We start from the raw sequence: 26,957 nt of genomic DNA on the forward strand, positions 1-26,957 counted from the left end.
GATCTAGTTCCGAGTAACCGTTTCGTTCAAGTTTAATAGCGCGCGACTAACGGCGGTCCAACTGGCAAGTTCGATTTTGTCCAAGCCATCCGGAATCGGCGCGATGCCGGTCTGCAACAGCAGGTCAGCAGTCGCTGGCTTGCTGACGTACTCTGCCTGCGTCGCTTCCAGAAGAGCCTTCAATACCACTCGCTCCTCTTCATCAGGGGATCGCGACAACACGACTCGGTAGGCAAAATCGATACGTGAGTCAGCCGATTCGCCTCCCTCGATCAGGATCCGTGCTCCTAAGACGCGTGCGGATTCAAGAAACGTTGGATCGTTCAGCAGCACTAGCGCCGCGTTGGGTGTGTTGGATCGCGGGCGTTGTGCAGTGCATTCCTCACGACTGGGAGCGTCCATCGCCTTTAACATCGGATGCAGGAACATGCGTTGCCAGTGCACGTACAACCCTCGACGCCACTGGTTCTGGTTCTCATGAGCCGCGTATTTGCGAGTCGGAAAGTTCAGGTGACGATAGTATCCTGCAGGCTGATACGGTTTGGCGCTTTCGCCTCCTTCTTCACTAATCAATAACCCTGAAACGGCCAAAGCGTTATCACGAATCAGCTCGGCAGGCAAACGATACCGTGATTGGCGAGCGACCAATTGGTTGTGTGGATCGCGTTCAAGCAATTCCGGAGACGCCACGGATGACTGCCGCCAAGCGTGACTTGTGACAATCAAGCGAACCAGTTTCTTCACATCCCAGCCACTCTCGTAAAAACTAACGGCAATCTGATCCAGTAGTTCCGGATTCGCGGGAGGTTCGCCCTGGCCGCCAAAATCAGCCAAGGACCGGGAAATACCGGTCCCAAAAAACAGGTACCAGAATCGATTCGCAAAGACTCTGGCCGTCAGCCCCCCTGCCCCATTTTCTGGATCGACCAGCCAGTTGGCCAAATCCAGTCGGTTGGCACGTTCGCCTGCGGTCGGAGTGACACGCCCCAGAAAACCTGGAACAGCAGGCAGCACCACATCGCCGGTTTCATCTTGCCAGTTACCGCGTGGCAACACCCGCATCACCCGTGGTTCTTCCGCCACGGTGATCATGGTTTGGCGTCCCTGCTTCTCTAAACTTCGGTGTTGCTTCCGCAGTTTTTGAAAAGCGTCCCGCTTCTCTTGCGACGCCAGTTGTGAAATCCGCTGTTCAAGATCCTTCTGTTCTGTGGCCAGCGTATCCTTGGCTTCTTTCGTTTTCGCAGCCTTGATGCGCGCCAGAAGTTTTTGCTGTGCAGACTCCAATGATTCAAGTTGCGTTTGCGTTTCTTCGTCGATCACCAACGCCATCTCTGCCTTCAGTCGAGCAAGTTCCTGCTGCTGTTCTAAGGAGTAGACAGAAATTTCGGGTGGCCGATTAGCAGGCAAAGTGTTCCCGCTAAAACCTCGGTCCGCGATATCTGCAAAGAAGGCTCCCAACGCGTAATGATCCTGGATGGTGTACGGGTCGTACTTGTGATCATGGCATTGAGCACACCCAACGGTCGCCCCCATCCAGACGGCTGAAACATTTCTGACACGGTCCGCATTATAGATCGCGTCGTACTCTTTCAGCTGCAAGCCACCTTCATGAGTCGTCTGAAGCAACCGGTTGTACCCCGAAGCGACTTTTTGGGCGGTCGATGGATTCGGTAGCAGGTCCCCAGCCAATTGCTCACGGGTGAACTGATCAAAAGGCATATTCGCGTTTAGGGCAGCAATCACCCAATCGCGGTAAGGCGAGATATTATGAGTCTGATCGCCATGGTACCCCACCGTATCGGCATATCGAACCAGGTCCAGCCAGTACATCGCCAAGCGTTCGCCAAAGTGAGGCGATTCCAGCAGTTCATCGACGATCGCCGTTAGCTCACGTTCTCCGTTGACAAACGCATCCACCTGCGCGGGCGTCGGAGGCAGCCCCGTCAGATCAAAATACAATCGGCGAATCAGCGTCACCGGATCGGCATCCGGCGCGGGCTGCAATCCCTCAGCCTCCAAGCGAGCCAAGACAAAATGATCGATCCAGTTTTCGGGCCAATCGGTATCGGATACTTCGGGAACCGGATGTCGTTCGGGAGGAACGTAGGCCCAAGGTTCCGAGTATTCCCCACCTTCGGCAATCCAACGTTTCAGCAGTTCGATTTCCGATGGCTTAAGCGATTTGTGTGAATCCAGCGGCGGCATCGGATCGTCCTGGTCAAGGATCCGCAGCACAAACTCACTCTCCTCCAAGTTCCCAGGAACAATCGCTGCGTAGCCGCCCAAATCGGCCAAGGCTCCCTCAGCGGTATCCAGTCGCAGATCCGCCTTGCGTTCATGGGCATCGGGACCATGGCAGAAAAAGCACTTATCCGAGAGGATCGGCCGAATGTCACGATTGAAATCGATGGCATTTTCGGCACCGCGAACGGAAGGAACACAAATTCCCCAGCCGATTGCAAAGAGTCCTAAAAGGGTAACGTCGATGAAGTTGCGCATTTTTACTCGGCTATCTGCGGTTCAAACGATCGGCATGAGTTTGAGTTTAAGTCTAATCGAATAGATTCGATACAGAGAAACGATCATTTTAGCTGCATCCACCGCGACAGTAGCGAGAACGGACGCTACTTTCGCGGTGGACGTGAAGTTTATCAGTGGGCGAAAGTTTGGCTCCCCTCGCCCTAAGCAAGCTCGTTGTAGCGGAAGAAACAATGGCGATTTCAATGCGTCATCCCTGCCTTTTTGTTTGATTTGGCGGAGCTTGTTTTGAGGGCGAGGGGAGCTAGGTTTTCTTTACTTATTACTTTCACGTCCCAAGCGAAAGGCGACACTTTCCCAGTAAAACAACCATAATAAAAAAACCACCCTCTCGATTCCGCTTTCTTCTCCATTCAAATCCCTGCAAAGAATCATCATGCCCCCTGCTCAGCCGACATCCCCGACGGCCGTTGTCCTATTAACGCTATCAGCCGTTTTGATGTCGGTGTCGGCGTTGGCGTCGGATCAGCCCAACATTGTCGTTCTGTTTGCGGATGATTTGGGCTATGGCGAACTTGGTTGCCAGGGCAATCCGGAAATCCCAACGCCTCACATTGATTCGATCGCCCACAATGGCGTTCGTTTCACCGACGGGTATGTCGCCGGGCCCAACTGCAGTCCCTCCCGAGCCGGCTTGCTAACCGGGCGAATCCCGACTCGTTTCGGTTACGAATTCAATCCGACGGGTGCCCTTAATGAGCGTCCGGGTTTTGGACTACCAACGGCAGAAATCACGATTGCAGAAGCGCTTCAGAATGCGGGGTATACCACCGGCCTGATCGGCAAGTGGCATCAAGGTGGCACCGCGGATTATCATCCCTTCCGGCATGGCTTTGACGAATTTTTTGGATTCCTCCAAGAGGGTCACTACTTCGTCCCACCTCCGTATGCCGGAGTGACAACGATGTTGCGCCGCAAAACGCTTCCCTATGGACAAACAGGTCGTTGGGTCGGAAACAAAGGCCTGATCTATACCGACCACATGGGCTACAACGAGCCCGATTACGATGCTGACAATCCGATCATCCGTGGCGGTCAGCCAGTTGTTGAAACGGAGTATTTGACCGACGCGCTGACCCGCGAGGCGGTCGACTTCATCGATCGTCATGATGACAAACCGTTCTTTCTTTACCTCTCCTACAACGCGGTCCATAGTCCTCTTCAAGGGTCCGACCGGTTCATGGAACAATTCGCTTCGATCGAAGACGATCACCGCCGCATTTTTGCCGCAATGTTAGCCAACCTAGATGAGAGTGTCGGTGCCGTCCTGAAGCGATTACAGGATTCGGGACTGGAAGAAAACACGATCGTTTTTTTCCTCAGCGACAATGGAGGCCCCACTCGCGAACTAACGTCTAGCAATCTGCCGCTGCGAGGATCAAAAGGCGACATGTATGAAGGGGCGCTCCGAGTCCCCTTTATGATGCAGTGGAAAGGAAAAATTCCCTCGGGGCAGGTTTACAGAAAACCGGTCAGCTCGTTTGACATCTATGCCACCGCCACAGCAAACATCGCCGCAGCCACCAAACCTAATCAGGTGGAGGGCGTCGACTTGATCCCCTACCTGACAGGTGAAGACGAGGGGACTCCACACAAGACCCTTTTCTGGCGTCAGGGAGGCAGATGCGGTCTCCGTCATGGCGACTGGAAATTGGTTCGCATGGGAGGAAGAAAATCGCCAAACGAAGCGAAGTGGGAACTCTATGATCTGGCGACGGATCTTACCGAGCAGAAAGATCTAGCCAGTTCCCACCCCGACCAGCTTAGCGAGTTAGTGAAAATCTGGGAGCAGATGAACCATGAAATGAGCGAACCGTTGTTCTGATTCAGTATCGCCTTCCGCTCCGCGACTTTATAAGTGGACGGTTTGACAGGGAGAAAAGGCCCCATGCCAGCTTGCCTGGCATGAAGCCAAGATTTGAAATTAGTTCGTACGGCTCCAAAAAAACACATCCGGTTCGGATTGCCGCTTTCAGCGGCAATCCGAACCGGATGCGACAACGTGGGGGGAACCACCTCAAATTTCAAACCTTGCGTTCCTGTCGGGCAAGCAGGCTGTCGATTTAATCGAGTCCGCAGAATCAGTGTCGCCTTTCGCTCCGCGAAAGTAGCGTTTACGGGCGCATACTTTCGCGGGGGACGTGAAAAGAATAAGTGACGATTTCCGAGCAGGTTGCTCCTGTTTGTTTCCGTCGGGCTTGTCCAGGGCAGTACGCGGGCCCGAAGGGTCGACGCTATAAACCATCACTAATAAAATGCACGTCCCCCCCAAAAGGCGACAAGCACTAAATCGAAATCTCGCTAATTGCCAATCACTTCGCCGCCGTCCCGCGTGATCAACTTTTGCAATTTGTCGTTATCGATCGGCTGCATGTCGTGCACGCTGCCGTCGGCCATCAGATAACGCAGGATGTCTCCCTCTAGCGATTCAACATTGGTTTCGGTCAGATCTTCAGGCTTGGTCCAAGGAACACCTTTTTTTGATTCGACCAGAAGGATCGTGCTTGCGAGACCATCGGTGAAATTTCTAAACGACTCGCCATGGGCGTTGCCGAGCGCTCCATGCTCCGTGGCGAATCCCAAAAAATGAGTCTGCCCGACCGGATCATCGTCTGGTGCAAAGGGGCTCTGATACACTTCCGGCATTTTTTCTACAAGCTTAATGTTATTCTCGCTGTCCCATGGTTCATTGAACCGATACTGCTCAAACAAATCTTGCTGCTCGACAAAAGGCAGAATGGCCACCCGCCAACTATACGGGAAAGTTGTATCTCCACTGATTGCTCTCGCTCCTTCACGCACGTTGGCACTACCGGGAAACTTCTGGTACACGTCATGGAAATTGTGAAAACCGATACCAATTTGCTTTAGTGAATACTGGCTAACCAATCGTCGATTGGCAAGCTCCTGATTCTCCAGTGCTTTGATCGCGTTGTCTTCCTCCATTTCGTCTAGTTTTTGACAAAAGTCCAGGCCAACAGAATGCGCGACCGAAAACACTCCAGACCGTACCAGTTCAAGCCTTTCATTATCTCCGGCAGGAAAATCCGACTGCCGGGTTAAGGTGACATGCGACGTACTACCCGGCTTGTGCAAGAGAAATGCGGGGCGAACTTTCAAAGGGAGTAACGACGGTTCAAAATAAAGTATCGCTTGGCCATCCTTGCTTTCCAAAAAACCAGCATGAGGCGCACTAAAAGAAAATTCAGATAGTGCAAACACTTCATTGACCTTGACCACTTGGCCATTAACCACTCCTTCCGTTGAGTTGAACGCATAGCCCCCCATCTGAATCACAGCAGAATTTTCCAAAACGTAATAGCGTCGATTACTAAAAACGATTAAGACGTCCTGCACTTCCTTACCGTTACTTAACAGCACATTCCAGGTTCCTCGAACAGAATACTGTGGCTTGGACGCTGCGTTGGTTCGATCTTCTGCAGTGATGCTGCGGTAAAACTTCAGAATTTCTACCGGCGTGAAGTCTCCAGATATTACACATGCACTGGTTATCGGGGAATTGATCACTGGAGCCATAACCACTGATCCATCGACAACCACAGCAAGTGACTTCCCAAGGTTATCACTGGTGAAGCGACGCATTCGAGGCGTCAAAGCGTCATCAAACGCCAGTTTGATTTCGGGCCTTGTCGCCACGGCGTCAGACTTCTGGTTTCCCAGACCCTGAGATGAAACCGAAGCCTTGACATGCCCACCGGTGCGTTCAAGACGTTGGTCCGCTTTAGGCGATGCCAAAGCGTATCGAATACCATTATGTTCACGAACAATCGGAGCTGTCGCTTGATCGGCAATCGGGATCCAATCACCGTGGTTAACCGAAACAATCATATGGATTGCTGACGGTGGCAGCCCCAACTGCGAGGTGGCAATCTCAAGTTCCTCTTCGGTCAAATCGTCCTTACGAAGCAAGATTCTGAATGCTAATCCAGCCGTGACTGGAGCGGAATCGCTGTTCAGCAATTGCGGGACGGCGTTTCTTTGACCGGCTTTTCCGATAGCCTCTACCACCGAACTGGTAGCGTCCGCCGACTTGGGATTCGTTTCAGCACCGGCCAACTCATCGGATTCCACGGCAATTTCGCTTCCCGGCGGAACGTCTATTTTGGCTTGAGTTCCATCTGGGTATTTGATCGTGATGATGACGCCAAACGCGATCCCGATTAGAAAGCCTAGAAAACCGGTGGCGACCGCGAAGGCAATCGGCACTCTGCGTCGTGTCGATTCCAACGCGGCATTTGCGATTGGGTATGAATCAATCAACGGCTCGCTCGCCGCTGAAAAACCGCTAGCGTGGGCACCGGCAATTAATTTCTGCAGATCACTTCCCTCCGTAAACTTCTCCAATTCCTCGGCGACCTGAACCGCCGATTGCGGACGTTTGGCTAAATCTTTCTGCAACATCGAATCGACCAGGGACACCAAGCCCTTGGGAACGTTTCCGGCTTGATCACTCAACCGCGGCGGCGGAGCGGAAACGTGGGCCGTCATTTTTGCGAATGGCGTTTGGTATTGGTCATCTGCAAACGGAGCTTGTCCGGTCAATAATTTCATCAACGTGCAGCCAAGCGAATAGATGTCGGCACGAACATCGACGCTACGACTGTCAGTCACCTGCTCGGGAGCCATGTAATCGGCCGTTCCCATCGCCTGCCCCGTGCCGGTGATTTCGACTCGATCAGGATCGCCATACTGAAAGCGTGCCAACCCCAAATCCAACAGTTTCACTTCACCGCTGCGGCTGAGCATCACATTGGAGGGCTTGATATCGCGGTGCACAAACCCTTGGTCATGCGTGTAGGCAAGCGCAACACAAACGACTCGCACGATTTCGCACGCGTCGGCTGTCGAGAGCGGACCGACAGCCTGAACCAGTCGGCCAAGATCCAGCCCGTCGATATATTCGGTCACCAGGACCGCCGTTCCCTCAATCTCGCGAGCATCATGTGCAGTAACAATGTTAGGGTGACTCAAACGGCCGATCGCGCGCATCTCCGCTTCAAAACGCTGGTGTACGCGTGCATCGCCCAGTCGATGCGTCGCCAACACTTTGAGGGCAACTTCGCGTCCCAGCTTTCGATGCCGCGCAAGGTAAACGCTTCCCATCCCTCCCGATCCGAGTGGCCGCACGATTTCGTACTCGCCAATTTCTTGCGGCAAGTTGGCGGCGATACCTGAACTGTCGCTAGACAAAGCGAGCGATCCGAGGGCCTTCACAACGGCGACCTGGCAATCAGGCTCTTCACCAAACGATGCTAACGGATCCGGTTTTCGCAAATCCACGATCAACGAATCCTCACCATCGTCGATCGTTTCCAGCTCAGACGTGCACGATTCGCACTGCGAAAGATGTTGATAAACCGCTTCGCTCGCCTCATCGGACAAACGTCCCAGCACAAACGCGTTAAGCTGGTCGGGAGGCGGACATTTCGTGGGGGCGGCGGTCATCATTGCATTTTCCCTTGGTGTAGGCGAAAGTGAAAGCACCCTCAACGAGAATGGATCCACCTGACAATAAGATGAACGCAAACGTCTGACACGAATTGCAAAATTTTCGAAAATGGAGCCCCGGCGGCTCGGGCGATCATTAAAAAACATGTCAAATCCCTCCGCGAATCGCCCCGATCATCCAACGCTATCCACGATGTGGATCGCGGATGCCAAACAGATGGAACCGCAAGCGTGGAGCCGATTAGTGACGGTCTTCGGACCGATCGTCTATCGATGGTGCCGAGTGGCCGGAGTCCCGGCGGGGGACGCACCAGACGTCGTACAAGAAGTGTTTACGTCGGTTGCTAGGGGCATCCAGAATTTTGAAAGGCAAAAATCTTCGGGCAGTTTCCGAAGTTGGCTGGCGACGATCACCCGCAGCCGGGCGACCGACTATTTTCGCCGAGCCGCAAAACAACAGCAGGCCGCTGGCGGAACCGAAGCGATGTATGCGTTGCAACAGCTTGCGGAGAACGTTGAATCGACGATCACGCCAACCAACGTCCAAAGCGATATCTCCAAGCAGTTGCTGCTACAGGTTCAAGCCGAGTTTGAATCGACCACCTGGGACGCCTTTTGGCAAACAACTATCGAAGGCAAATCGGCTTCAGAAGTCGCCGAAGCAACCGGCCTGTCACGAGCAAGCGTCTACCAAGCGAAATCGCGGATTCTTAAATCGCTGCGGAAGCGATTGGCGGAATCGTCTTAGCGTTTTCCGCATGAGACACGGCGTTCGCTTTTTTACCCGCAGCAGAATCTGCAAATCCAGGGTGAAGCAAAACACGCCGCAAATCGGCTGATAAATAATCGGAGCTAGGGGAAGTGCCACTTATCGGGGACGAATATCCGGCGGCTCACGCCGCCGGCAAGTATCTGTCGCCCTCCGGGCTAGCCAAGCTTTGGACTTGTGGAGATCGGTTTGGTCTTAGTCGGTGGAAACCCGTTGTCTGGGGCGACAAAGCTGATCGGACGCCGATAGAAACTGTCGGCTGGAACTCGGTTCGATCGTTTAGCCCGGAGGGCGGCAGATACTTGCCGGTGGTGTAAACCACCGGTTCGATGACGAAGCGAACCGTTAGCCCGGAGGGCGACAGAATCTGTAGAGCGCTGCGCCGGTGGCAGGTGTTCTGTCGCCCTCCGGGCTGAGAATACTCAAGCAGAATATCCGGCGGCTCACGCCGCCGGCAAGTATCTGTCGCCCTCCGGGCTAGCCAAGCTTTGGACTTGTGGAAATCGGTTTGGTCTTGGTCAGTGGAAACCCGTTGTATTGGGCGACAAAGCTGATCGGACGCCGTTAGAAACTGTCGGCTGGAACTCGGTTCGATCGTTTAGCCCGGAGGGCGGCAGATACTTGCCGGTGGTTTAAACCACCGGTTCGATGCCGAAGCGCACCGTTAGCCAGGAGGGCGGCAGAATCTGTAGAGCGCTGCGCCGGTGGCAGGTGTTCTGTCGCCCTCCGGGCTGAGAATACTCAAGCAGAATATCCGGCGGCTCACGCCGCCGGCAAGTATCTGTCGCCCTCCGGGCTAGCCAAGCTTTGGACTTGTGGAGATCGGTTTGGTCTTAGTCGGTGGAAACCCGTTGTCTGGGGCGACAAAGCTGATCGGACGCCGTTAGAAACTGTCGGCTGGAACTCGGTTCGATCGTTTAGCCCGGAGGGCGGCAGATACTTGCCGGTGGTTTAAACCACCGGTTCGATGCCGAAGCGCACCGTTAGCCCGGAGGGCGGCAGAATCTGTAGAGCGCTGCGCCGGTGGCAGATGTTCTGTCGCCCTCCGGGCTGAGAATACTCAAGCAGAATATCCGGCGGCTCACGCCGCCGGCAAGTATCTGCCGCCCTCCGGGCTAGCCAAGCTTTGGACTTGTGGAAATCGGTTTGGTCTTGGTCAGTGGAAACCCGTTGTATTGGGCGACAATCACTAAATCAACAAGCCAATCAGCGAGGGACAGCAATAACCGGTGCCGCTATCCCTCGCTTACGCAGCGGGTTGGGATTTTGGTCGCTTACCACACCACCACAAACCGCCACCTTATAAATCGCACGTCCCGAGAAACGAGGCTACACGTAACGCTTGTGGTCGCGGCTTTCGCGGGGACTTAAAATCATTTACTGGCAACGAACGGGGATACCGACCACACCGGCAGCGTTTTGTGTCAGCTACTCAGCGCATCATCGACGATCTGTTTGGCTTCGGTTTGAATCCTTGCCAAGTGCTCCGCCCCTACAAAACTTTCGGCGTAGATTTTGTAGATATCTTCGGTGCCGGAAGGGCGTGCAGCAAACCAACCGTTTTGCGTGACCACCTTCAGTCCTCCGATGGCTGCGTGGTTGCCCGGAGCCTCCGTCAGCCGTGCTTCGATTGCGTCGCCAGCCAATTCCTTGGAACGCACCGATTCAGGGCTTAACTCTTTTAGGGCATTCTTTTGAGCGGGCGTTGCCGGGGCATCGATTCGATCGTAGACGGGACTGCCAAATTTTTCGACCAACGCTTGATAATGCTCTCCTGGATCCTTGCCTGTTTTCGCCAGGATCTCAGCTGCCAACAAGTCCAGAATGATCCCATCCTTGTCGGTAGTCCAAGTCGTACCATCCTTCCGCAAGAAGGAAGCCCCAGCACTTTCTTCGCCTCCGAAACCAAGCGACCCATCCAACAACCCGTCAACGAACCACTTAAAGCCGACAGGGACCTCGCACAACGTACGCCCCAGATCTGCGGCCACGCGATCGATCATCGAACTGGAAACCAGCGTTTTGCCAACAGCAACATCAGCGCCCCATCCTGGGCGATTCTGAAACAGATACTGAATGGCGACGGCTAGGTAATGATTAGGATTCATCAGCCCCACTGACGGTGTCACAATCCCGTGCCGGTCGTAATCGGGATCATTCCCAAAGGCGATGTCAAACCGATCCTTCAGATCGATCAAACCTGCCATCGCAGAGGGCGAAGAACAATCCATCCGGACCTTTCCATCCTTATCGACCCGCATGAACGAAAAAGTTGGATCAATACGTCGATTAACAATTTCGATATTCAAACCGTATCGCTTTGCAATCGGTTCCCAGTAGGCGATCCCGGCTCCGCCCATCGGATCGACTCCGATTCGCAGGTTCGCATTCTTAATCGCATCCATATCGACGACGTTCTGCAGGTCTTCGACATACGGCGTGACGTAATCGTGCTTCTGCACAAACTCCGACGCCAAAGCTTCCGCGAAACCGATACGTTTCACATCGGCCAAACCATTGGCAAGAATCTCGTTCGCTCGGTTCTGGATAACCGTTGTGGTTGCGGAGTCGGCGGGCCCGCCATTGGTGGCGTTGTACTTGAATCCACCATCAGACGGCGGATTATGCGAAGGCGTGATCACAACTCCATCGGCCAATTCAATGCTGCGGCTTCGGTTGTGACCCAAGATCGCATGCGAAATGACAGGGGTCGGAGTATAACCACGATCGGCGTCGATCTTTGCGATGACGCCATTGGCGGCAAAAACTTCAAGAGCCGAAACAAATGCCGGCTCGGACAAGGCATGCGTATCCATCCCAAGGTACAAGGGACCGGTGATCCCCTGAGACTTGCGATACTCGCAGATCGCCTGAGAAATTGCGAGGATATGGTCTTCATTAAAACGACCAGTCTTCGACGTGCCACGGTGCCCCGAGGTACCAAATTCGACAGCTTGGGTTGAATTCTTCGGATCGGGTTTCAGAACGTAGTACGACGAAATCAACCGTGGAATGTTCTCGAGAAGCTCTAAAGGAACCGGTTGTCCAGCGAGTTCGTTCAGCGTCATATCTTGGTCTCGTTCTCTATATGCAAAAGGGTTGGGTCATTGCTCGGGGCATGTTACCACAATCCAGTGAATGGAGAGAATGACAGGGGGGGAGTGTCGCTTTTCGCTCAGCGACATGAACGTCCTCGCAACGCTACTTTCACGGGGGACGTCGATTGTTCTAGTGACGAATTGGAAGGTCGGTGGGCATAGGGAACCCCAACCCGCCGTGCAAACGACCAATCGATTCAGTGATTGTCGTCTTCCACTACCAACGGCATCGCTAAATGCCTCGTCCACTAAGATTTTTAACGGTGAGCGATTAGGTTGCGTTCAAACGGCGGATGACATTTTCAGGCTAAGATTCATTGGCGATGCAAAACAATTTCTCTTGACGCCCGGCCCCCTGCCCTACGCCCACTCGAAAAAGGATGGCGTCGCCCGCCACTGCCGGACTTGCGTAACAATCGTCACCGAGCCGATTCTTGGCTACCAGCTGATACTTTTCTGCACCGGCCTGGAACACATAATCGTTGCCCGACAAATCGGACACGTACACGTTTCCTCCGGCGATCACCGGCGAACTACTAAAATTCCCCCCAAGCCGTTTCTTCCAGTGCTGTTTGCCGTCGACGGCATCCCAGCAGTACGCAACTCCGTCGTCACTGACAGCGAAAAGGTTCTTTCCATCGGTGACCAGCGATGGTTCATAAAGACCGGTCCGATTGGACCAAATTTGCTTTCCTTTCCCGTCAACACAGATAGTTTCTTTTTCAGGATAGCCGCCCGAGGCATAGATACGATCCGCCGTCGCGATTGCAGTCCCACAAGTAGCTTCGGCGATACAAGGCGTCTCCCATAGCATTTCGCCCGTCGCAGGTGCGTAACTAGCCAACCGGTCACCACCGGAGATCACCACTTGATCGACGCCGTCCACCGTAACCAATGCGGGACTGGAATAACTACTGACATTCCCTCGAGACCGTCGCCAAGCGATTTCACCGGTGCGAACGTCCAAACCAACGAGGTACCCACCTCCGCTATTATCCGCCGCAATAATCACAAGAGACTTGTACAAAACGGGCGACGGCGCGTATCCGAACTTAGAAACGAACGCTCCAATATCGGTTTGCCAAAGGAGTTCACCCTCCATATCCAACGCCGTGGCCCACACATGATCGCTATTGAGGTGTGCGGTAACCAATCGAACTCCATCGGAAGCGATTGTTCCATTCGCATGGGTCGCCTTCCGATGAACGGCTCGAGCGGAAGGCAACCCGCCAGAATGCACGACCCTTTTCCAAAGTTCTCTGCCATCATTGCGATCGTATGCCAACACGAATTGCTCAGCAGGGGTTTCGGTTGCCGAGCCAATCACAACCAAATCGCCCACAACAATCGGACTACTGTGCCCGCGTCCCGGCACATCGGCTTGCCAGCGAACATTTGATTCAGCGTTCCACTCTGTTGGCAACGCCGACGTCGTCGCGGCATCTTCATTCGCCCGCCCACCCACACCGCCACGCCACTGCGGCCACGCAAGATCCAACTCTCCATCAACCGCAATCTCTTCAACGGTCACGCCACTATCATTGACCGAAACTTCGACCACCGGTGTTCGTTTGCCACAGCCAACGGTCGCCAGCCCAATAACAGTGATACCGCAGACAACGGAGAAGGATCGTTTCATAGACTTTCACTTAAATCCAACATCCCACCGCGAACCATGATGAGATCAAAAAGGAAAATGCTCGGCCGCGGAAACAGCCGGCCGAGCCGATACGATTCATTCTAACGGCGAATTCCCAAAATCCGCAGAGCACTACTTTTAGGGGTGGCAACACTACTTGGTTCGAGTGTATTTCATTTCAAAAATCTTGATCATTTCATCTCCGACGGCCATCTGCATGGTCATCCGATGTGTGCCGTCATCATTGTATTTTGTCGTGATGAGATGTTTTGCGGGCTGTCCGTCAACTCCTGGCCCTATCCCCTCAAGGGTCAACGTGTTGCTGGCTTTGTCATGTGTGCCGACCAGATCCATCTTTTTCGGTCCCAAAGAATCGAACCAGGTCCCGACATACTTTTTCGATTCTTGGTCGTACCCGTAAACACCATGCCCACTGAACTCCAACCCCATCATGTTCCCTTGAAAATTAGACAACAGCCAAAACTCGCCGAGCATGCGGTTGGTCTCTTTACCTTTGGAAACGGTCGGTTCGCCGGGACCTTGCCATGCTTTAATTTCGACGTCCCATGTTCCCGCATCGGCTTGAAGAAGCTCAAATTCAGGGCCGGGTTTCGGCAATTCGGTATCCTGCCCCAGCAATACGGGGGAAACGCAAAGAACCGTGGCCAGAAAAACCATTGCGGAACCTAGAAATTTCATACTCATCACCATGGATTGCAGAGAGTTGCGATACAGAAAAGAACCCGGTGAAACCACCGCGATCGAATTCAAATCGTAGTGCATCCTCCGCTGCATTGCCAAACGATTTCATCGTTCTGCAGTCCAAAAAAGCCGCATGTCGGCGTGCCCCCAAGAGAAGGGTGATGGCAAATCAAACCGCACGAGAAAAGGTTCAGCGAAAAATTACTTCTCGCCGACGGTGCTTTTCAGTTTAGCAATGAGAAATTCTTCCAGCGATTCATATTCGGTTTCCGCGGGCATATCCGGAGCGGTAACAACGCACTCCAGACCACGCGCCTTCATTGCCTCTTGCAACTTCAACCCCAGCAATACGTGATGCACCCAAATCGAAGACGCCGAATCTTTGGTGACTTTCACATTCGGGCGGCTATAGGTCATATAGACGCTGGCGGAGTCATCTTCTGAAAGATGATGGATCGGCGATGCGTCTTTCATCAAACGAAGGACGTCAGGCTCGTCCAGCTCGTCATTGGTTTTGACGCCCAAGAAAGCAGGGAGTGCACGATCCATCTCTAAGTCAGGAACGCCAAACCAATCTCGAAAAGTGTGCATGTCGTAAGTCGACTGGCCATTCATCGCGCCAGCCGCAACGATCCGAGTCGATTGCCGTGCGATGGGATCGTCGCTACTCGGATCGGCCAAGTCGTCATGGAAAGCCAGCCAAAGACTAATTCCCGCCCCGGCCGACCCTCCAAAGCAACCGATTTGGTCGGGCTGGATGTTCCATTCCGCTGCTCGATGACGGATCGTTTGCAGACCTCGCGCGGCGTCCTGCATCATGATTGGATACGGCCCAGAATCGGACAACCGATAATTCATCGAAGCAACCGCAATCCCCGCTTTATGAAAAGTCTGGATCGTTGAATTCTGTACCAGAGACTTATCGCCGCCACGAAAACCGCCGCCATGGATAAAGATCACAAGGGGGGTGGGCGCTTCCGCATCCGGAACAGGCCATAGGTCAAAACGTTGCAATTCGTGTTCGCCATACGCAACGTCAGGGACGGGAGCCTCCACCTTTAAGGCTCGATTTCTCTGCGAACGCGGAGCCTGATTTTCTCGACTAGCTGCCTGATGAGTTCGCAATTCCTGCCAACTCAACTCGCCATCTTTGTTGGTATCGGCATCAGGAAAGCGGTTTAGCAGCTGTTTCAGACGAGCTTTCCCTTCGGGGCTACTTCGTCGTTTTTCCATATGCCGGGCGATTTCACGGGCCGACAAAAGACCGTCCTCATTTGTGTCGGCTTCCGGAAATCGCTGCAACAATTCAGCTCGCCGACTCTCCGCGCCATCAAGCGAGCGGCCCGAGTCCTGACAGAATCCGGTTGCACAGAAGCAAAAACAAAGCAGACTCATGATGTAGTTTTTCATGTCTTTATTAACTCCGTCGAGCAAAATTTGTTTCGAAAGAGGCATAAAAAATATCGAAACCCGGTAGGCTACAGCGTAAACGAACTGCAAAGTTATGCAAAAGATCACTAGGTGAAAAAAGTTCCGATTCGTCACATCACCAGTCGGCCGAATTAAAGACGCACGTCACCCCCGCGTCCAACTGCGATACAAAAACCGAAGATCCCTGGATCCGTCATCATGCGAACCATCCTCCCATTAACCACGATCCTGCTGTTGACCAGCTTCTTTTCAGTGGGCTCAGCCGATCAAGAAAACCGGTTACCCAGAAAGGGCGTTGGTCAGTTGGGTGAACCCATTTTGTGGATCCCCGTGCCGAAGTCCCCCGATCAATTCTACATGGGGCAGCGTTCAGGCGACGGGCGGCTAATCCTAACGCCAAACGAAGCGTTCTTCCCAAACCTTGGACTGACCGCAAGCGGTCGTGGTTCCGTGGAAGACGTCGAGAACTTAAACGGCGGCAAATCACTCGCGACCATCAACAAATGGGATGCCGGGGACACCGCAGAATGGGGACTGTTTTTTGAAAATCCCGGCAAGTTGACCATCCGAGTCTGGATGTCCGCGACCAGCGAGCAAAGCAAATTCACTTTGCGGATTGGTGAAAAAGCAATGCCGATTGAAACCAAAATCTCCGGCGACAGTGCGACGTTCGTTGGCATGGCGACGTATACGATTCAGCAGCCAGGACAACAGACCCTGAAACTAACCTGCGACGATGCTTCACCCGGCTGCAATCTAGACTGGATTGAAATTTCCGGAACCGCAGCGACCAACGCTGCCGTCCTCCGGAAACGTTGGCGTCCCGCTGCCGCCCATACCAAATTCTCCAGCTCAACAGCGAAGGAGAACATCCGATTATGGGTGATGGAAATGGATGCGGTTCCAGGCGACCTGGGGTTCTACTCTCCGATCACAACACCGTTTGGGTATTACGGCCCGACGTGGAAAACGGATGGAACGGTGAACGCAGGTTTTAATTTTTCGCTTTGGTCCTTTGCACGTGGCAAACCGGAACCTCCGGTTCAACAGTTATCTCATTTACTAGGGATCGGAAATCGGCAAGCCACTTTTGGCGGGTTTGACCATGAAGGAACAGGAGTCAAGGTTCGTGACTGGGAACCGCTGGAAGGGCGTCAGGGACAACGGCAGGTGCTGGCGCTTCGTGTCGAACCCGGCGAGCAACATGACACGTACTACAGCTATTTTTACGAAGCAGATACGAAGCGTTGGCGTTTATTTGCCATCGGCAACAAATACAACAAATCGCAACCACTGAAGTCTCTCTGGGTTGGTAGTTTCGTCGAGGTTCCCGGGCCGCCCCATGTGCAGCGAACCGGGCCCTATGAACGAACGATGCGGTACCGCGGCTGGGTGATGGACACGACTGACCAATGGCATCCCCTGGATCAAATGCAAAACGGCAACGTTAATCGTCAGACCGGCCTAACTCACACCGATCGCGGGCTCACCAAAGAGGGTTGGTTTTACCTGCAGACCGGAGGATGGACGTTTCGCAGAGGATCGCCGGCCGCTCAAGTCAAACTGCCCGAGGCCCAGCAAGTTAAACGGCCAGACTATCTAACGGATCAAGACATTGCGTTTCTGAAGTCCGTCCCATCGGCGATTACGACAACGATCGTGAAACGGACTGCGAATCGGATCCAGGGTACTTTTCAGATTCGCAATCTAGGAACCGATGCGGAAGCAACCATTTTCTGGGGAACCGCCGAGGGGCTGACATTTGCTGACCGCTGGCAGAATCACAAACCTCTGGATGATCTTCATGAGGGAGAGAACCCATTCTCTATCGATTCGAATCAAAATGATCGGCCGGTGTTCGTGCGTCTGCTGTTGAGAAACAACGAAGGGCAGTTCTGGTCGCCTCAGACTCTAACGGCCAGCACTTCGCAAGAGCAGGAAAAATAGAATGAATTTGCCGGTCGGCTTTCTTAGCGGAACGGCGCGAGCCGTCCGGCCACCGCATAGAAAACAGAATGAATTTGCCGGACGGCTTGCGCCCAATGCCGTCGTCTTTCTTAGCGGAACGGCGCGAGCCGTCCGGCCACCGCATAGAAAACAGAATGAATTTGCCGGACGGCTTGCGCCGTTCCGCTAAGAATTGGGGCTGAGCGGAAGGGCATTCTACGGTGGGGGCTCCGTTATCGTTTTGCGGCGATGCAGGCCGGACGGCTTGCGCCGTTCCGCTAAGAAATGGAGGCGTTGATAGTCACGCTCAGCTAGATTCGGGTGATTCTTGTAGGGTCATCAGTGCACCTATGAAGAAACAGACCGCTCCTAATAAGGTGAATAAAGTCGCAAGCATCACGACGGTTTGATTTGGCAGCCCGGGCGGAACGAACGCAAAACAGGCCGAGATCATAAAGCTGATGCAACCTAGTAAGTTGATAAAATTCAGCCACCATGCCCAACTCCTTGGCCGAAATGCCCAATGGGCATGGCAGACTTCGACAAATGCTAGATAGCCGGACGCTAGAAACAAAATCGATCCAAAAAAATCAGGAGCCCAAACCACGACATCCTGCTGCAACCAGTCAAGCGACGTCAACATCGCATCGAACGTATTGAAATTAAAGAGGATCGTCCCCCCGAACTGCAATGCGCAGCTTAGCCAACCGATCTCATGAGGTCGCCAGCCAAACAGGACTCGCCGCCGGTTTGATGGTTCCGTCGCCGCATCCGCATTCGCGGCTTGAAAAAGCTGAAGCCCTGCAGCGAAGGTAAAAGGAATCGAACCTAAAAAATAGATTCCACCGATGTTTAATTCCTTCGCAAAGGATCCCGCCAATGATGGAAACAGCAACAGTAAACTTGCGAATGCGAAACAAACCGAACCAATCGCAAAAGCTCCACCGATCCATTGATTCAATCGTTGAGGCACCGCAATCGGTTGTGAGCCGTCACCGCACAACCTCGTTATAAATTTGCGATGCATCCGCGACGTCCAAACACGGACCCTTCCATCGGCATGATAAACACGCCGTGTTATGAACGGCCACGCGCCTGTCGCCTCAACGCAATCCTCTGAATCGTTTTGCACCGGTTTCCAGACTCCGAGTTACTTGAATGTCTATCGACACTCTTCAACAAAGTGATTAGTGATGGAACCCGGAAGCTTCATCAGCACTCATCGGCGTATGTACTGGATGCGATTTGTAATAATCGATCGCTCGTTTCATATCCTCAACAAGCAGAGAACCAAGATCACGGCTAACACCATGCCGGACCAAGATCCGTTGAATGGCAAGGTCTTCGCGTTTGGGCGGAAGCGAGTAGGCAGGAACCTGCCAGCCTCTGGCTCGCAGCCGATCAGCGAAATCGTAAAGGCTAAAACCTGGATCGACACCCTCTTTTAGTTTCCAGCAAAGTGCCGGAATCCCCGACGCCATGTCTCCGTCGTAGATCACGTCAAACGGGCCAAGTTTTGCCACTTCACCCGCAATGTATTTTGCCGTTTCATAACAAGCGGTGTGAATTTTTCGGTAGCCTTCATGCCCCAGACGCAAAAAATTGTAGTACTGGCAAACGATCTGGCCTCCGGGCCGCGAGAAATTCAATGCGATATCTCGCATATTTCCTCCCAGATAGTTGACCCAAAAAATCTCTTCCTCGGGCAGGTCCGCTTCCTCTCGCCAAATTGCCCAGCCAACGCCCAGGGGTGCCAACCCAAACTTATGCCCCGATGCGTTAATCGATTTGACACGCGGGATACGGAAATCCCAGACCAGATCCGGAGCACAAAACGGAGCAAGGAAACCGCCGCTGGCACCATCGACGTGCATCCGAATATCAAGCCCGGTACTTTCTTGCAACTGATCGAGTGCGTCGGCAATCTCTTTCACAGGTTCGTACTGGCAGGTAAACGTGACCCCCAGCGTGGGGACGACACCAATTGTGTTTTCATCGCATCGCCGAACCACCTCTTCAGCATTCAAGATCAAGCGATCGCCCTCCATCGGGACTTCGCGTAGTTCGATATCCCAGTAGCGTGCAAATTTGTGCCAGCAAACCTGTACCGGGCCGGTCACCAGATTGGGTTTATCGATCGACTTCCCGGCCGCTTTGCGTTTTGCCTCCCAAGCTCGTTTCATCGCCATACCGCCCAACATCGCTGCCTCACTAGAACCGGTTGTCGAACAACCGATAGTGTTGGCAGCGTCGGGCGAATTCCACAGGTCGGCAAGCATGTGAACGCAGCGACCTTCGATTTCGGCGGTCTGCGGATACTCATCCTTATCGACCATATTTTTGTCCATGCACTCGTCCATCAACTTGTGCACTTCGGGCTCTGCCCACGTCTGACAAAATGTCGCCAAATTTTGCCGTGAATTGCCATCCAGCATCAATTCATCGTGCACCGCTGAGTAGACGTCCCGCGGAGAGTGTTCCTGCAGCGGAAACTTGTACTTTGGCATCGAAACGGACATATCCGACGAAGCATAGATTTCATCGTCAACCAAATCGCGAATCGAATTTTTGTCGTGTAGAGGCATTGGTATATTCAACAAATACGGTGGTTAAGTTTGCCCTTGTTGCCGTCGGCAAAAAAAACGGGCGACAGCACAACCCTTTCATCGGCTCGCTGCCCTGTTTCCGTCATTCGTTTTCGCGTTCCACGTGCGGTGGTTTATTGCCAAATCGACCGCACCGCGTCCACAGAGACCGGATCCATAAAAGTTCGAACGATCACATGACACACGCTCCATCGCGTCTATCTAGCCAGCGAGCCACTATGTGTCGCTCTCAATAATCTCGCTCATCAGCGCTGAAACGTCTACATCGTTGGATAACTGAGCGACCAAGTCTGCATAGGTATTCGCAAACCTTTCGTTCATCGCCAAATCTCCAAACACGGATTTTAATTTCAAGAAGGACAGCGGGTCATCATGCGTTCGCTTGGCAGCGTCATGCAACGCCTGCTTAAGCTCGTCCACAATTTCCAATTCCCGACCATGTTGATCGACGCCTTTGTCACTATAAAAACACCACGCCGCAATCACCAGGGCGGCGTACTTAACACTTCCACCACGATCAAGATTTGCTTGAATGGTCGGAAGGAGAAAAACCGGAAGCTTGCTTGAACTTTCCAAACAGATTCGCGCAAGGCTGTCCTTGATGTTGGGGTTACCGAATCGCTCGATCAAGGTGTTTTTATACGCGTCCAGGTCAATCCCCTCCACAGCGTCCAGTGTCGGAGTCGCTTCCAAGTCCATAAATCGGCGCAAAAACTTCGCAAACAATTTATCCGAAACCGCTTCATCGATCGTTCCGAAACCGTAAATCGCCCCCAGGATCCCCAGGACGGAATGGCCTGCATTGAGAAGCCTAAGTTTCATCGTTTCATAGGGAGTGACATCGGGCACAAACTGAGCTCCGACCAATTCCCATTCAGGCCTCCCATCGGAGAATCGATCTTCGATCACCCATTGGCAGAATGGTTCGCACGTCACCGGCCATTCATCTAGCAGCCCCATCTTTTCATCAAGGTAGCGGATGTCTTCTGCGGTCGTCACAGGAGTAATTCTGTCGACCATCGCGTTCGGAAAACAAACTTCATTTTCAATCCAATCGGCCAACTCCGGATCCTGACGACGAGCAAAACCGAGCACCATCTTTCGCGTTAGATTTCCATTGTGCTGAATGTTATCACACGACTGAACGGTGAAAGCAGGGATGCCGTTGGCACGCCGCAGCCGAAGAGCGGCAGTCAGATAGCCAAACACAAGTCTGGGCGTCGTGGGATTCTGAAGGTCATGCTGTGCATCGGGATTCGAGAAATCAAAATCCCCGGTTTCAGTATCGACGTTGTAGCCCCCTTCGGTAATCGTCAGCGAAACAATCCGTATGTCGGGATTGGCCATTCGCTCGATAACCGCCGCAGGATCATCACACCCCATCATAAAACCGGTTAGCGATCCGATCACTCGATTTTCGATGTCCCCGGCGGGGTGCTTGGTGATCAACGTATAAAGAGAATCTTGTTTTTCCAGAACCGCCGCCATCTGCCGGTCCGCCTCTCTCAACCCCACTCCACAAATCCCCCATTCGGGAGTTTCCTGGATCTGCATCAACGCATCGGTGTAATAGGCCTCGTGAGAGCGATGAAACCCACCAACTCCGACATGCATGATCCCTGCCCTTCCCTCGGTTCGCTGGTACTCAGGGCGAGCTATTTCGGGGCTGAGCCGAACAAGGTTGTTTTGATTCAGCGAAACAGATTGACTCATCGAATGGTCCTGAAAACAATACGAATGCAAAGTGGTTAGGAGTTCACGCCGCAGTGACCGACGACCGCCCGACTGGAGGTCGTCGTTTGATGACGGGTTCTTCAAACGTCACGGTTTCACAATGGGCTAAAACGAAAGTGGATTGCGTAAATCCAGCGTCCTTCACTCTTCCGGCGAGAGCAAAGGTTAATGACTATTCAAAGCTTTCCGGCGGCGGAGCACCCAATAGGCTGACACGAAATAGCTAATCGTGAAGACGAATCCCCAAGTATAAAAAATTGCCGCATTGGCTTCGTAGACGCTCATATTGGGGCTGCCAAACATCACCTTCAAAGCCAGCACCAAAGTCAGGGTCAAACTGGTCCACGCCACCCCCTTCAGGACCTTTGAGGCCATCAAGTGATCCTTCACCGGTTCACCTTCGTCATGCGCCTGCTGCTTCTGAAACACTTGGATCGCTTCGGTTAGCTCTCGGTCAGCTTGTTCTTCATCCGGGTACTTTTCGGCTGCTCCGTATCGTTTAGCTAACAGGGTATAGACCACAATCGTGAATAGCCAGGTTGGCAGAAAGAGGTAGTAAAACGACATCACGTTCATTGCGTTTAGCCCAAATCCAAAAACCAATCCCGCTGCCCAAGACACGACCGCTGGCGTGCTGTGATCCAGTTTTCGATACTTGGCCCAATACCGCGTGAATCCGATGCGAGGAAACACAACGTGCTCGGCAAAAACAATGCCTCCGACGGGCACCACCAACAGTCCCGCGTAGGTCAACAGCGGAAGCATCTGCCCAAACACGAAGGGGAAACAAGCGATGACGACCGTGATACACCCAACGGTCAAAGTCACCGCGCCTCGTGAATGGTTGTGGAAGATCGCCTGAGCGGCCAGACCAGCACGATACAAATTCGCGTTCGCCGTCGTCCAACCTGCGACGATCACAATGACATATCCCGACAGCCCCAGTGCCCGATAAGCGACATCGCCCGGATCAAGTTCGACAATCGTCGACTTTAGCAGGACGGCAGTCCCGGCGCCCATAATCCCTGCTGCGATCCAGGCGACATAGTGCCCGAACAGCATTCCCGCACTGGTACACAGCCCGTAGATAGATTTTTTCGCATACCGCAAAAGCGCCATGTCGATCAACCCGAAGTGGGTAATCGTATTGGCCGCCCAGGCGAACCCGATCACTTCCAACAGCCCGATCCCCGGCTCGCCGCTGCTGTTCACTCCCGTCCAAATCGATTGGTCGCCGATCTTAATAAAATCAGCGAACGCCAAAAGCTGCGTCCGCCCCAGCACCGATTCCGCCAACGCTGGAAAGAGCACCAAGGCTCCGCTGGTAAACATAACCACCAGCCAGGGGCCACAGATGCTGGAGAACTCAGCCACCGCATTGAACCCATACATTGCGACAAAGACCACGATGATCCCAACCGAAAGCACCACGGCCACAAACGGTGCACTTGTGGGATACCACTGCAACTGCGCCGGAATGTCAAACAACAACCGGACCGCGGTACTCGATACCGTAATCATCGCAGCCGAAATGACCATAAAGATCAAAACGTTTGCCCAGTTGTAAAGTTTGGTCATCGAATCTCCCGCGATCTTATCCAGATACGTGTAGAGACTCAGGCGGGTCTGGACAGCAATCGGTGCGGTGATCAACGTCCAGCTAAGAATCGCAAGGACGTTGCCAATCAGCAGACCAATCAAAATGTCTTTGGTCGTCGCCCCTAACGCGACAAACGTCGCCCCAATCACGAACTCAGTCGCCGCCACATGCTCGCCAGCGTAAAGCCCCAGGAAGTGCGTCCAGCCATGCAGCCTGTGCTCGGGTATGGGCACCTGCTCCTGTTTCATACTGGCAATAGCCTGCCGGCTCGTATCGGAGCTCATGATTTGATTATCGGTAGTTTGGATTGAGCGGTGTTGCGAATAGCGTTTGATGAGTGTGAGCTATTGTAACTTGTTGTGGGCTGGGGGTTGGGTCGGGAGTTGGGAGTTGGGAGTTGGGAGTTGGGAGTCGGGAGTTGGGAGTTGGGAGTCGGGAGACAAGGAGGTGGGAGACAGAACCTTCATTCGTTGCGATGGAAAGTCACTTATTCTGACAGTTACTGCCCAGCTTCGCAAAAACACCAACTGAGCACTCCTTCACTCCTTCACTCCTTCACTCCTTCACTCCTTCACTCCTTCACTCCTTGTCTCCTTGTCTCCTTGTCTCCTTGTCTCCTTGTCTCCTTGTCTCCTTGTCTCCTTGTCTCCTTGTCTCCTCAAGTAAAGGATGATCGTTTCGTCGGACTTCCCTGCAGCGACAGTGCTAGGATGTCTTTCTATTGGTATCGATCCGACACCTACAATCGATAGGGTTTTGATGTTCCGACTTTTGGTGGTGAGCCTGTTTTGTGCTTTTATGGTGATTCCTCAAATGGGACGCTGCGAGGATGCAAACGACTGGAAGCAATTCGCCGGCGTTCAGGGACCGAGTGGTTGGCGCGTCAACGTGATCCAGCCGGACCCCAAAAACCATGGTCCCGATGGCTTTAATCACCATGACTGGGATGGTGACGGAGACCTGGATGTTTTTGTTAACTTCGAAGAGGGCGGGTACAGCCGCCTGTACTCCAATCCAGGCAAAGTGAAAATCCGGCAACCGTGGGTCGACTACGTTGAATTCCCCCCTCATGGCAAATGCGAAGACTCGGGCATCGGTGACTTGGACGATGATGGCGACATCGATTACGTCGCTAACGGCGGCCACGTCTACTTCAATCCAGGCAAACAGAAGCTAAAGGACTCCCAAAACTGGGTGCAGATGACTCTGTTTGAAAATGAGGCTCGAAATCCCGTCGTGGGCGATATTGATGGAGACGGTCTGGATGACCTGATTGTTGGTGCAAACGCCTGGTACAAACAGCCTGCAAATAACAAACAGGATGCAGCAGCCTGGAAACGTTACGAACTTGGCGAGGCCAAGTGGTCGATGAGCTGCATTCTTCATGACATCGACGGGGATGGAGACAAAGACATCCTTGTTCAGGAACGCAAAAAACAGGGAACTTTTTACTACGAAAATCCAGGAGTAGAAAAAATTACCGACCGTTGGCCGGTGAAAATAATCGATCCCGAAATTGGAGGGATGTTCATGGTGCTGGGCGATGTGAACGACGACGGAAGGCTCGATTTGGTCAAAGCTGCCGACAAAATTTGTATCTTTCTACGGACCAACAACCTGGGTCCTCCGATCTACAAGAAGATCGAAGTCGACTGCCCCGATCAGCCTGCTGGCGTCCGCGTCAAAGCGAAGCCCAAAGGGGTTGCCATTTTAGAACTCAACAACGATCGCCCCCATCGCGAGATCGTCATCATCCCCGAATACGAGGCACAACTGTGGTACCTCAGCTTCACCGGCGATGGCATGTCCCCTGAAAACTGGACCAGTACGTTGATGGACATGCCGTATCCGGAATCACGAAAAAAGATGGATAACGCCTTCCTTGTCGACCTTGACGGAGACGGCGACCTGGATATTGCAACGACCGAGGAGAACGGCGGATGGGGAATCATTTGGTTTGAAAACCCTGCAAACCACTAGATTCGCCGACATTTACCTAAACGCGGGCGGCTTCTGGAGCCCTCCCTTGTTGCAGAAAAAAGAAAGTCGCAAATTCGGTGGCGGTTCGTCTGCGAAACCGCAACCATTCTTTTAGCGGACGATCATCGGGACCGGACGCCTTGTTTTGTCGTCAGGAAATCCATGCCATGCGTTCGCCGTTTCTCTCTCGCCGCTCACTGCTGACCGTTGACGTGTCCCGCAGCGCCGAGGACTTGATCGATCGTGAACGGGTAGTAGGAAACTTTAACAAGGACGCCAATTCAAAAATCGGAGAATTCAACTGTAGCTTTAACATCGTGCTTCAACAAACGCCAACCGACTGCCCAAAGCGAAGTCGCTAATCGGCGTTTCCCGGTTCCCCCTCTTTTTTCTCTTTTGCTCCCATCAGCGCCATTCTAGCGACTGAAAATATCCACCACTTCTTCTCAGGATCCATGACCATGAACGCTCTGTCCAAACTACTCTGCTCAGCCGCCATGTTGACGTTCACCACAACCGCTTTCGCTCAGCCCCCCGGTGGTGGCCGTGGCGGACGCGGCCAAGGAGGCCCCTCACCGGTCGAACGCTTGATGACTTTGGACGTAAACGGCGACGGACAACTAACGGTCAACGAGGTAACCGACGCGCGCATGAAACCCATGCTAAACCGCGCGGATACCAATCAAGACGGAGCGGTCACCAAAGCAGAACTGACCGCCATGTTTGGCGGCCAATCGGCTGATGGACGTCCCGGCGGCCCCGGTGGTGCAGGTGGTGGTATGCGTGGCGGCCCCGGCGGAGGTGGACCACCCGAAATCGGTCAGATCATCCCATCGTTCTTGCAAGAACAGCTAGGACTGAGCGAAGAACAACAGTCGGCACTCGCCAAACTACAAGCAGAAGTCGACGCGCAATTGGCACTCATCCTGACCGCAGAACAGCAGCAGCAACTCAAGCAAGGTCCCGGAGGCCCAGGCGGACCTGGCGGACAACAGGGTGGTGGTCGAGAACGAGCAGGCCGTGGTCGTCCGCCCGCAGACAATTGATAATGAAGCTGCAAGTTGCATACACGTAGCTACCACTCAATGCCATCTACTTTCTTAGCGGAACGGCGCGAACCGTCCGGCAATCGCATAGAAAACACGAGGAATTTGCCGGTCGTCTTGCGCCGACCCGCTAGGAAATCCGCCCGCAGATGGCATTGAGCTACCGCCGTTAGACGGTGGACACAGAAAAGCAGTAAAACGACGCACTGGCAAGCTTCGTTACGGAGTTGGATCCGTCTTAAAACGTTTTGACTTTTGGGCAGGTTCGCTTCCGTTTGGGGCTTGTCCCGGCGAATCGGAAACGGGGAGCGACCTTGGACGACGGAAGCACTCCCGTGGCCTTTCCTCTGCAAATCACCTGATAAGATTTGCAGGGGAAAGGCCACGATCAAGGAGTA

The 26,957-nt window shown here is 53.4% G+C and carries 16 protein-coding genes; 6 read left to right on the plus strand and 10 right to left on the minus strand.

Features of this window, described 5'->3' with window-relative positions; genetic code table 11:
• Positions 1–3: 3 nt before the first annotated feature.
• Positions 4–2,499 carry a PSD1 and planctomycete cytochrome C domain-containing protein gene (locus tag FF011L_RS22595; RefSeq protein ID WP_145354230.1) on the minus strand — a complete coding sequence of 832 codons (2,496 nt, stop codon included), beginning with the start codon at positions 2,497–2,499 and terminating at the stop codon, positions 4–6.
• Between the two features lie 415 nt (positions 2,500–2,914).
• Between FF011L_RS22595 and FF011L_RS22600 the strand changes: the two genes are divergently transcribed.
• Positions 2,915–4,363 carry a sulfatase-like hydrolase/transferase gene (locus tag FF011L_RS22600; protein WP_145354231.1) on the plus strand — a complete coding sequence of 483 codons (1,449 nt, stop codon included), beginning with the start codon at positions 2,915–2,917 and terminating at the stop codon, positions 4,361–4,363.
• 476 nt (positions 4,364–4,839) lie between these two features.
• On the opposite strand, the gene FF011L_RS22605 is transcribed toward FF011L_RS22600, so the two are convergent.
• The gene (locus FF011L_RS22605; protein ID WP_218932815.1) at positions 4,840–8,007 is read right to left on the minus strand and encodes a protein kinase domain-containing protein; all 3,168 of its coding nucleotides are present in this window, start codon (positions 8,005–8,007) and stop codon (positions 4,840–4,842) included.
• Positions 8,008–8,152: 145 nt separating this feature from the next.
• Between FF011L_RS22605 and FF011L_RS22610 the strand changes: the two genes are divergently transcribed.
• Complete coding sequence (locus FF011L_RS22610; RefSeq protein WP_145354233.1) at positions 8,153–8,755, plus strand: RNA polymerase sigma factor; 603 nt, start codon at positions 8,153–8,155, stop codon at positions 8,753–8,755.
• A gap of 1,445 nt (positions 8,756–10,200) precedes the next feature.
• On the opposite strand, the gene pgm is transcribed toward FF011L_RS22610, so the two are convergent.
• The 4 genes from pgm to FF011L_RS22630 all read right to left on the minus strand — a co-directional run bounded on the left by pgm (position 10,201) and on the right by FF011L_RS22630 (position 15,670).
• Positions 10,201–11,844: a phosphoglucomutase (alpha-D-glucose-1,6-bisphosphate-dependent) gene (gene pgm / locus FF011L_RS22615; RefSeq protein WP_145354234.1), complete on the minus strand. Its 1,644-nt coding sequence runs from the start codon at positions 11,842–11,844 to the stop codon at positions 10,201–10,203.
• A gap of 337 nt (positions 11,845–12,181) precedes the next feature.
• Entirely contained in the window at positions 12,182–13,513 is a 1,332-nt protein-coding gene (locus tag FF011L_RS22620; RefSeq protein WP_145354235.1) for an outer membrane protein assembly factor BamB family protein, read from the minus strand.
• 153 nt (positions 13,514–13,666) lie between these two features.
• Positions 13,667–14,191, minus strand: a complete 525-nt coding sequence (locus FF011L_RS22625) for a DUF1579 domain-containing protein (protein WP_218932816.1) — start codon at positions 14,189–14,191, stop codon at positions 13,667–13,669.
• Positions 14,192–14,416: 225 nt separating this feature from the next.
• Positions 14,417–15,670, minus strand: coding sequence for an alpha/beta hydrolase (locus FF011L_RS22630; protein ID WP_246109574.1), 1,254 nt, complete (start codon positions 15,668–15,670; stop codon positions 14,417–14,419).
• 174 nt (positions 15,671–15,844) lie between these two features.
• Between FF011L_RS22630 and FF011L_RS22635 the strand changes: the two genes are divergently transcribed.
• Positions 15,845–17,593 (plus strand): DUF3472 domain-containing protein, encoded by a 1,749-nt coding sequence (locus FF011L_RS22635; protein WP_145354237.1) that lies wholly within the window; start codon positions 15,845–15,847, stop codon positions 17,591–17,593.
• Positions 17,594–17,900: 307 nt separating this feature from the next.
• Here FF011L_RS22635 and FF011L_RS22640 read toward each other — a convergent pair whose 3' ends face one another.
• From FF011L_RS22640 to FF011L_RS22655, 4 genes are all read right to left on the minus strand, one after another.
• Complete coding sequence (locus FF011L_RS22640; protein WP_246109575.1) at positions 17,901–18,566, minus strand: hypothetical protein; 666 nt, start codon at positions 18,564–18,566, stop codon at positions 17,901–17,903.
• Positions 18,567–18,780: 214 nt separating this feature from the next.
• Complete coding sequence (locus tag FF011L_RS22645; protein ID WP_145354239.1) at positions 18,781–20,178, minus strand: glutamate decarboxylase; 1,398 nt, start codon at positions 20,176–20,178, stop codon at positions 18,781–18,783.
• 237 nt (positions 20,179–20,415) lie between these two features.
• Positions 20,416–21,912 (minus strand): mannitol dehydrogenase family protein, encoded by a 1,497-nt coding sequence (locus FF011L_RS22650; RefSeq protein WP_145354240.1) that lies wholly within the window; start codon positions 21,910–21,912, stop codon positions 20,416–20,418.
• A 186-nt stretch (positions 21,913–22,098) separates the two neighbouring features.
• Entirely contained in the window at positions 22,099–23,817 is a 1,719-nt protein-coding gene (locus FF011L_RS22655) for a purine-cytosine permease family protein (protein ID WP_145354241.1), read from the minus strand.
• A 475-nt stretch (positions 23,818–24,292) separates the two neighbouring features.
• Here FF011L_RS22655 and FF011L_RS22660 point away from each other — a divergent pair, with 475 nt between their 5' ends.
• The 3 genes from FF011L_RS22660 to FF011L_RS22665 all read left to right on the plus strand — a co-directional run bounded on the left by FF011L_RS22660 (position 24,293) and on the right by FF011L_RS22665 (position 26,559).
• The gene (locus FF011L_RS22660) at positions 24,293–25,513 is read left to right on the plus strand and encodes an FG-GAP-like repeat-containing protein (protein ID WP_246109576.1); all 1,221 of its coding nucleotides are present in this window, start codon (positions 24,293–24,295) and stop codon (positions 25,511–25,513) included.
• 167 nt (positions 25,514–25,680) lie between these two features.
• Complete coding sequence (locus tag FF011L_RS26545; RefSeq protein WP_218932817.1) at positions 25,681–25,875, plus strand: hypothetical protein; 195 nt, start codon at positions 25,681–25,683, stop codon at positions 25,873–25,875.
• Positions 25,876–25,974: 99 nt separating this feature from the next.
• On the plus strand, positions 25,975–26,559 hold the full coding sequence (locus tag FF011L_RS22665; RefSeq protein ID WP_145354243.1) for an EF-hand domain-containing protein: 585 nt from the start codon (positions 25,975–25,977) through the stop codon (positions 26,557–26,559).
• Positions 26,560–26,957: the final 398 nt, after the last annotated feature.

This window comes from Roseimaritima multifibrata, assembly GCF_007741495.1.
In the GTDB taxonomy this organism is placed as follows: Bacteria; Planctomycetota; Planctomycetia; order Pirellulales; family Pirellulaceae; genus Roseimaritima; species Roseimaritima multifibrata.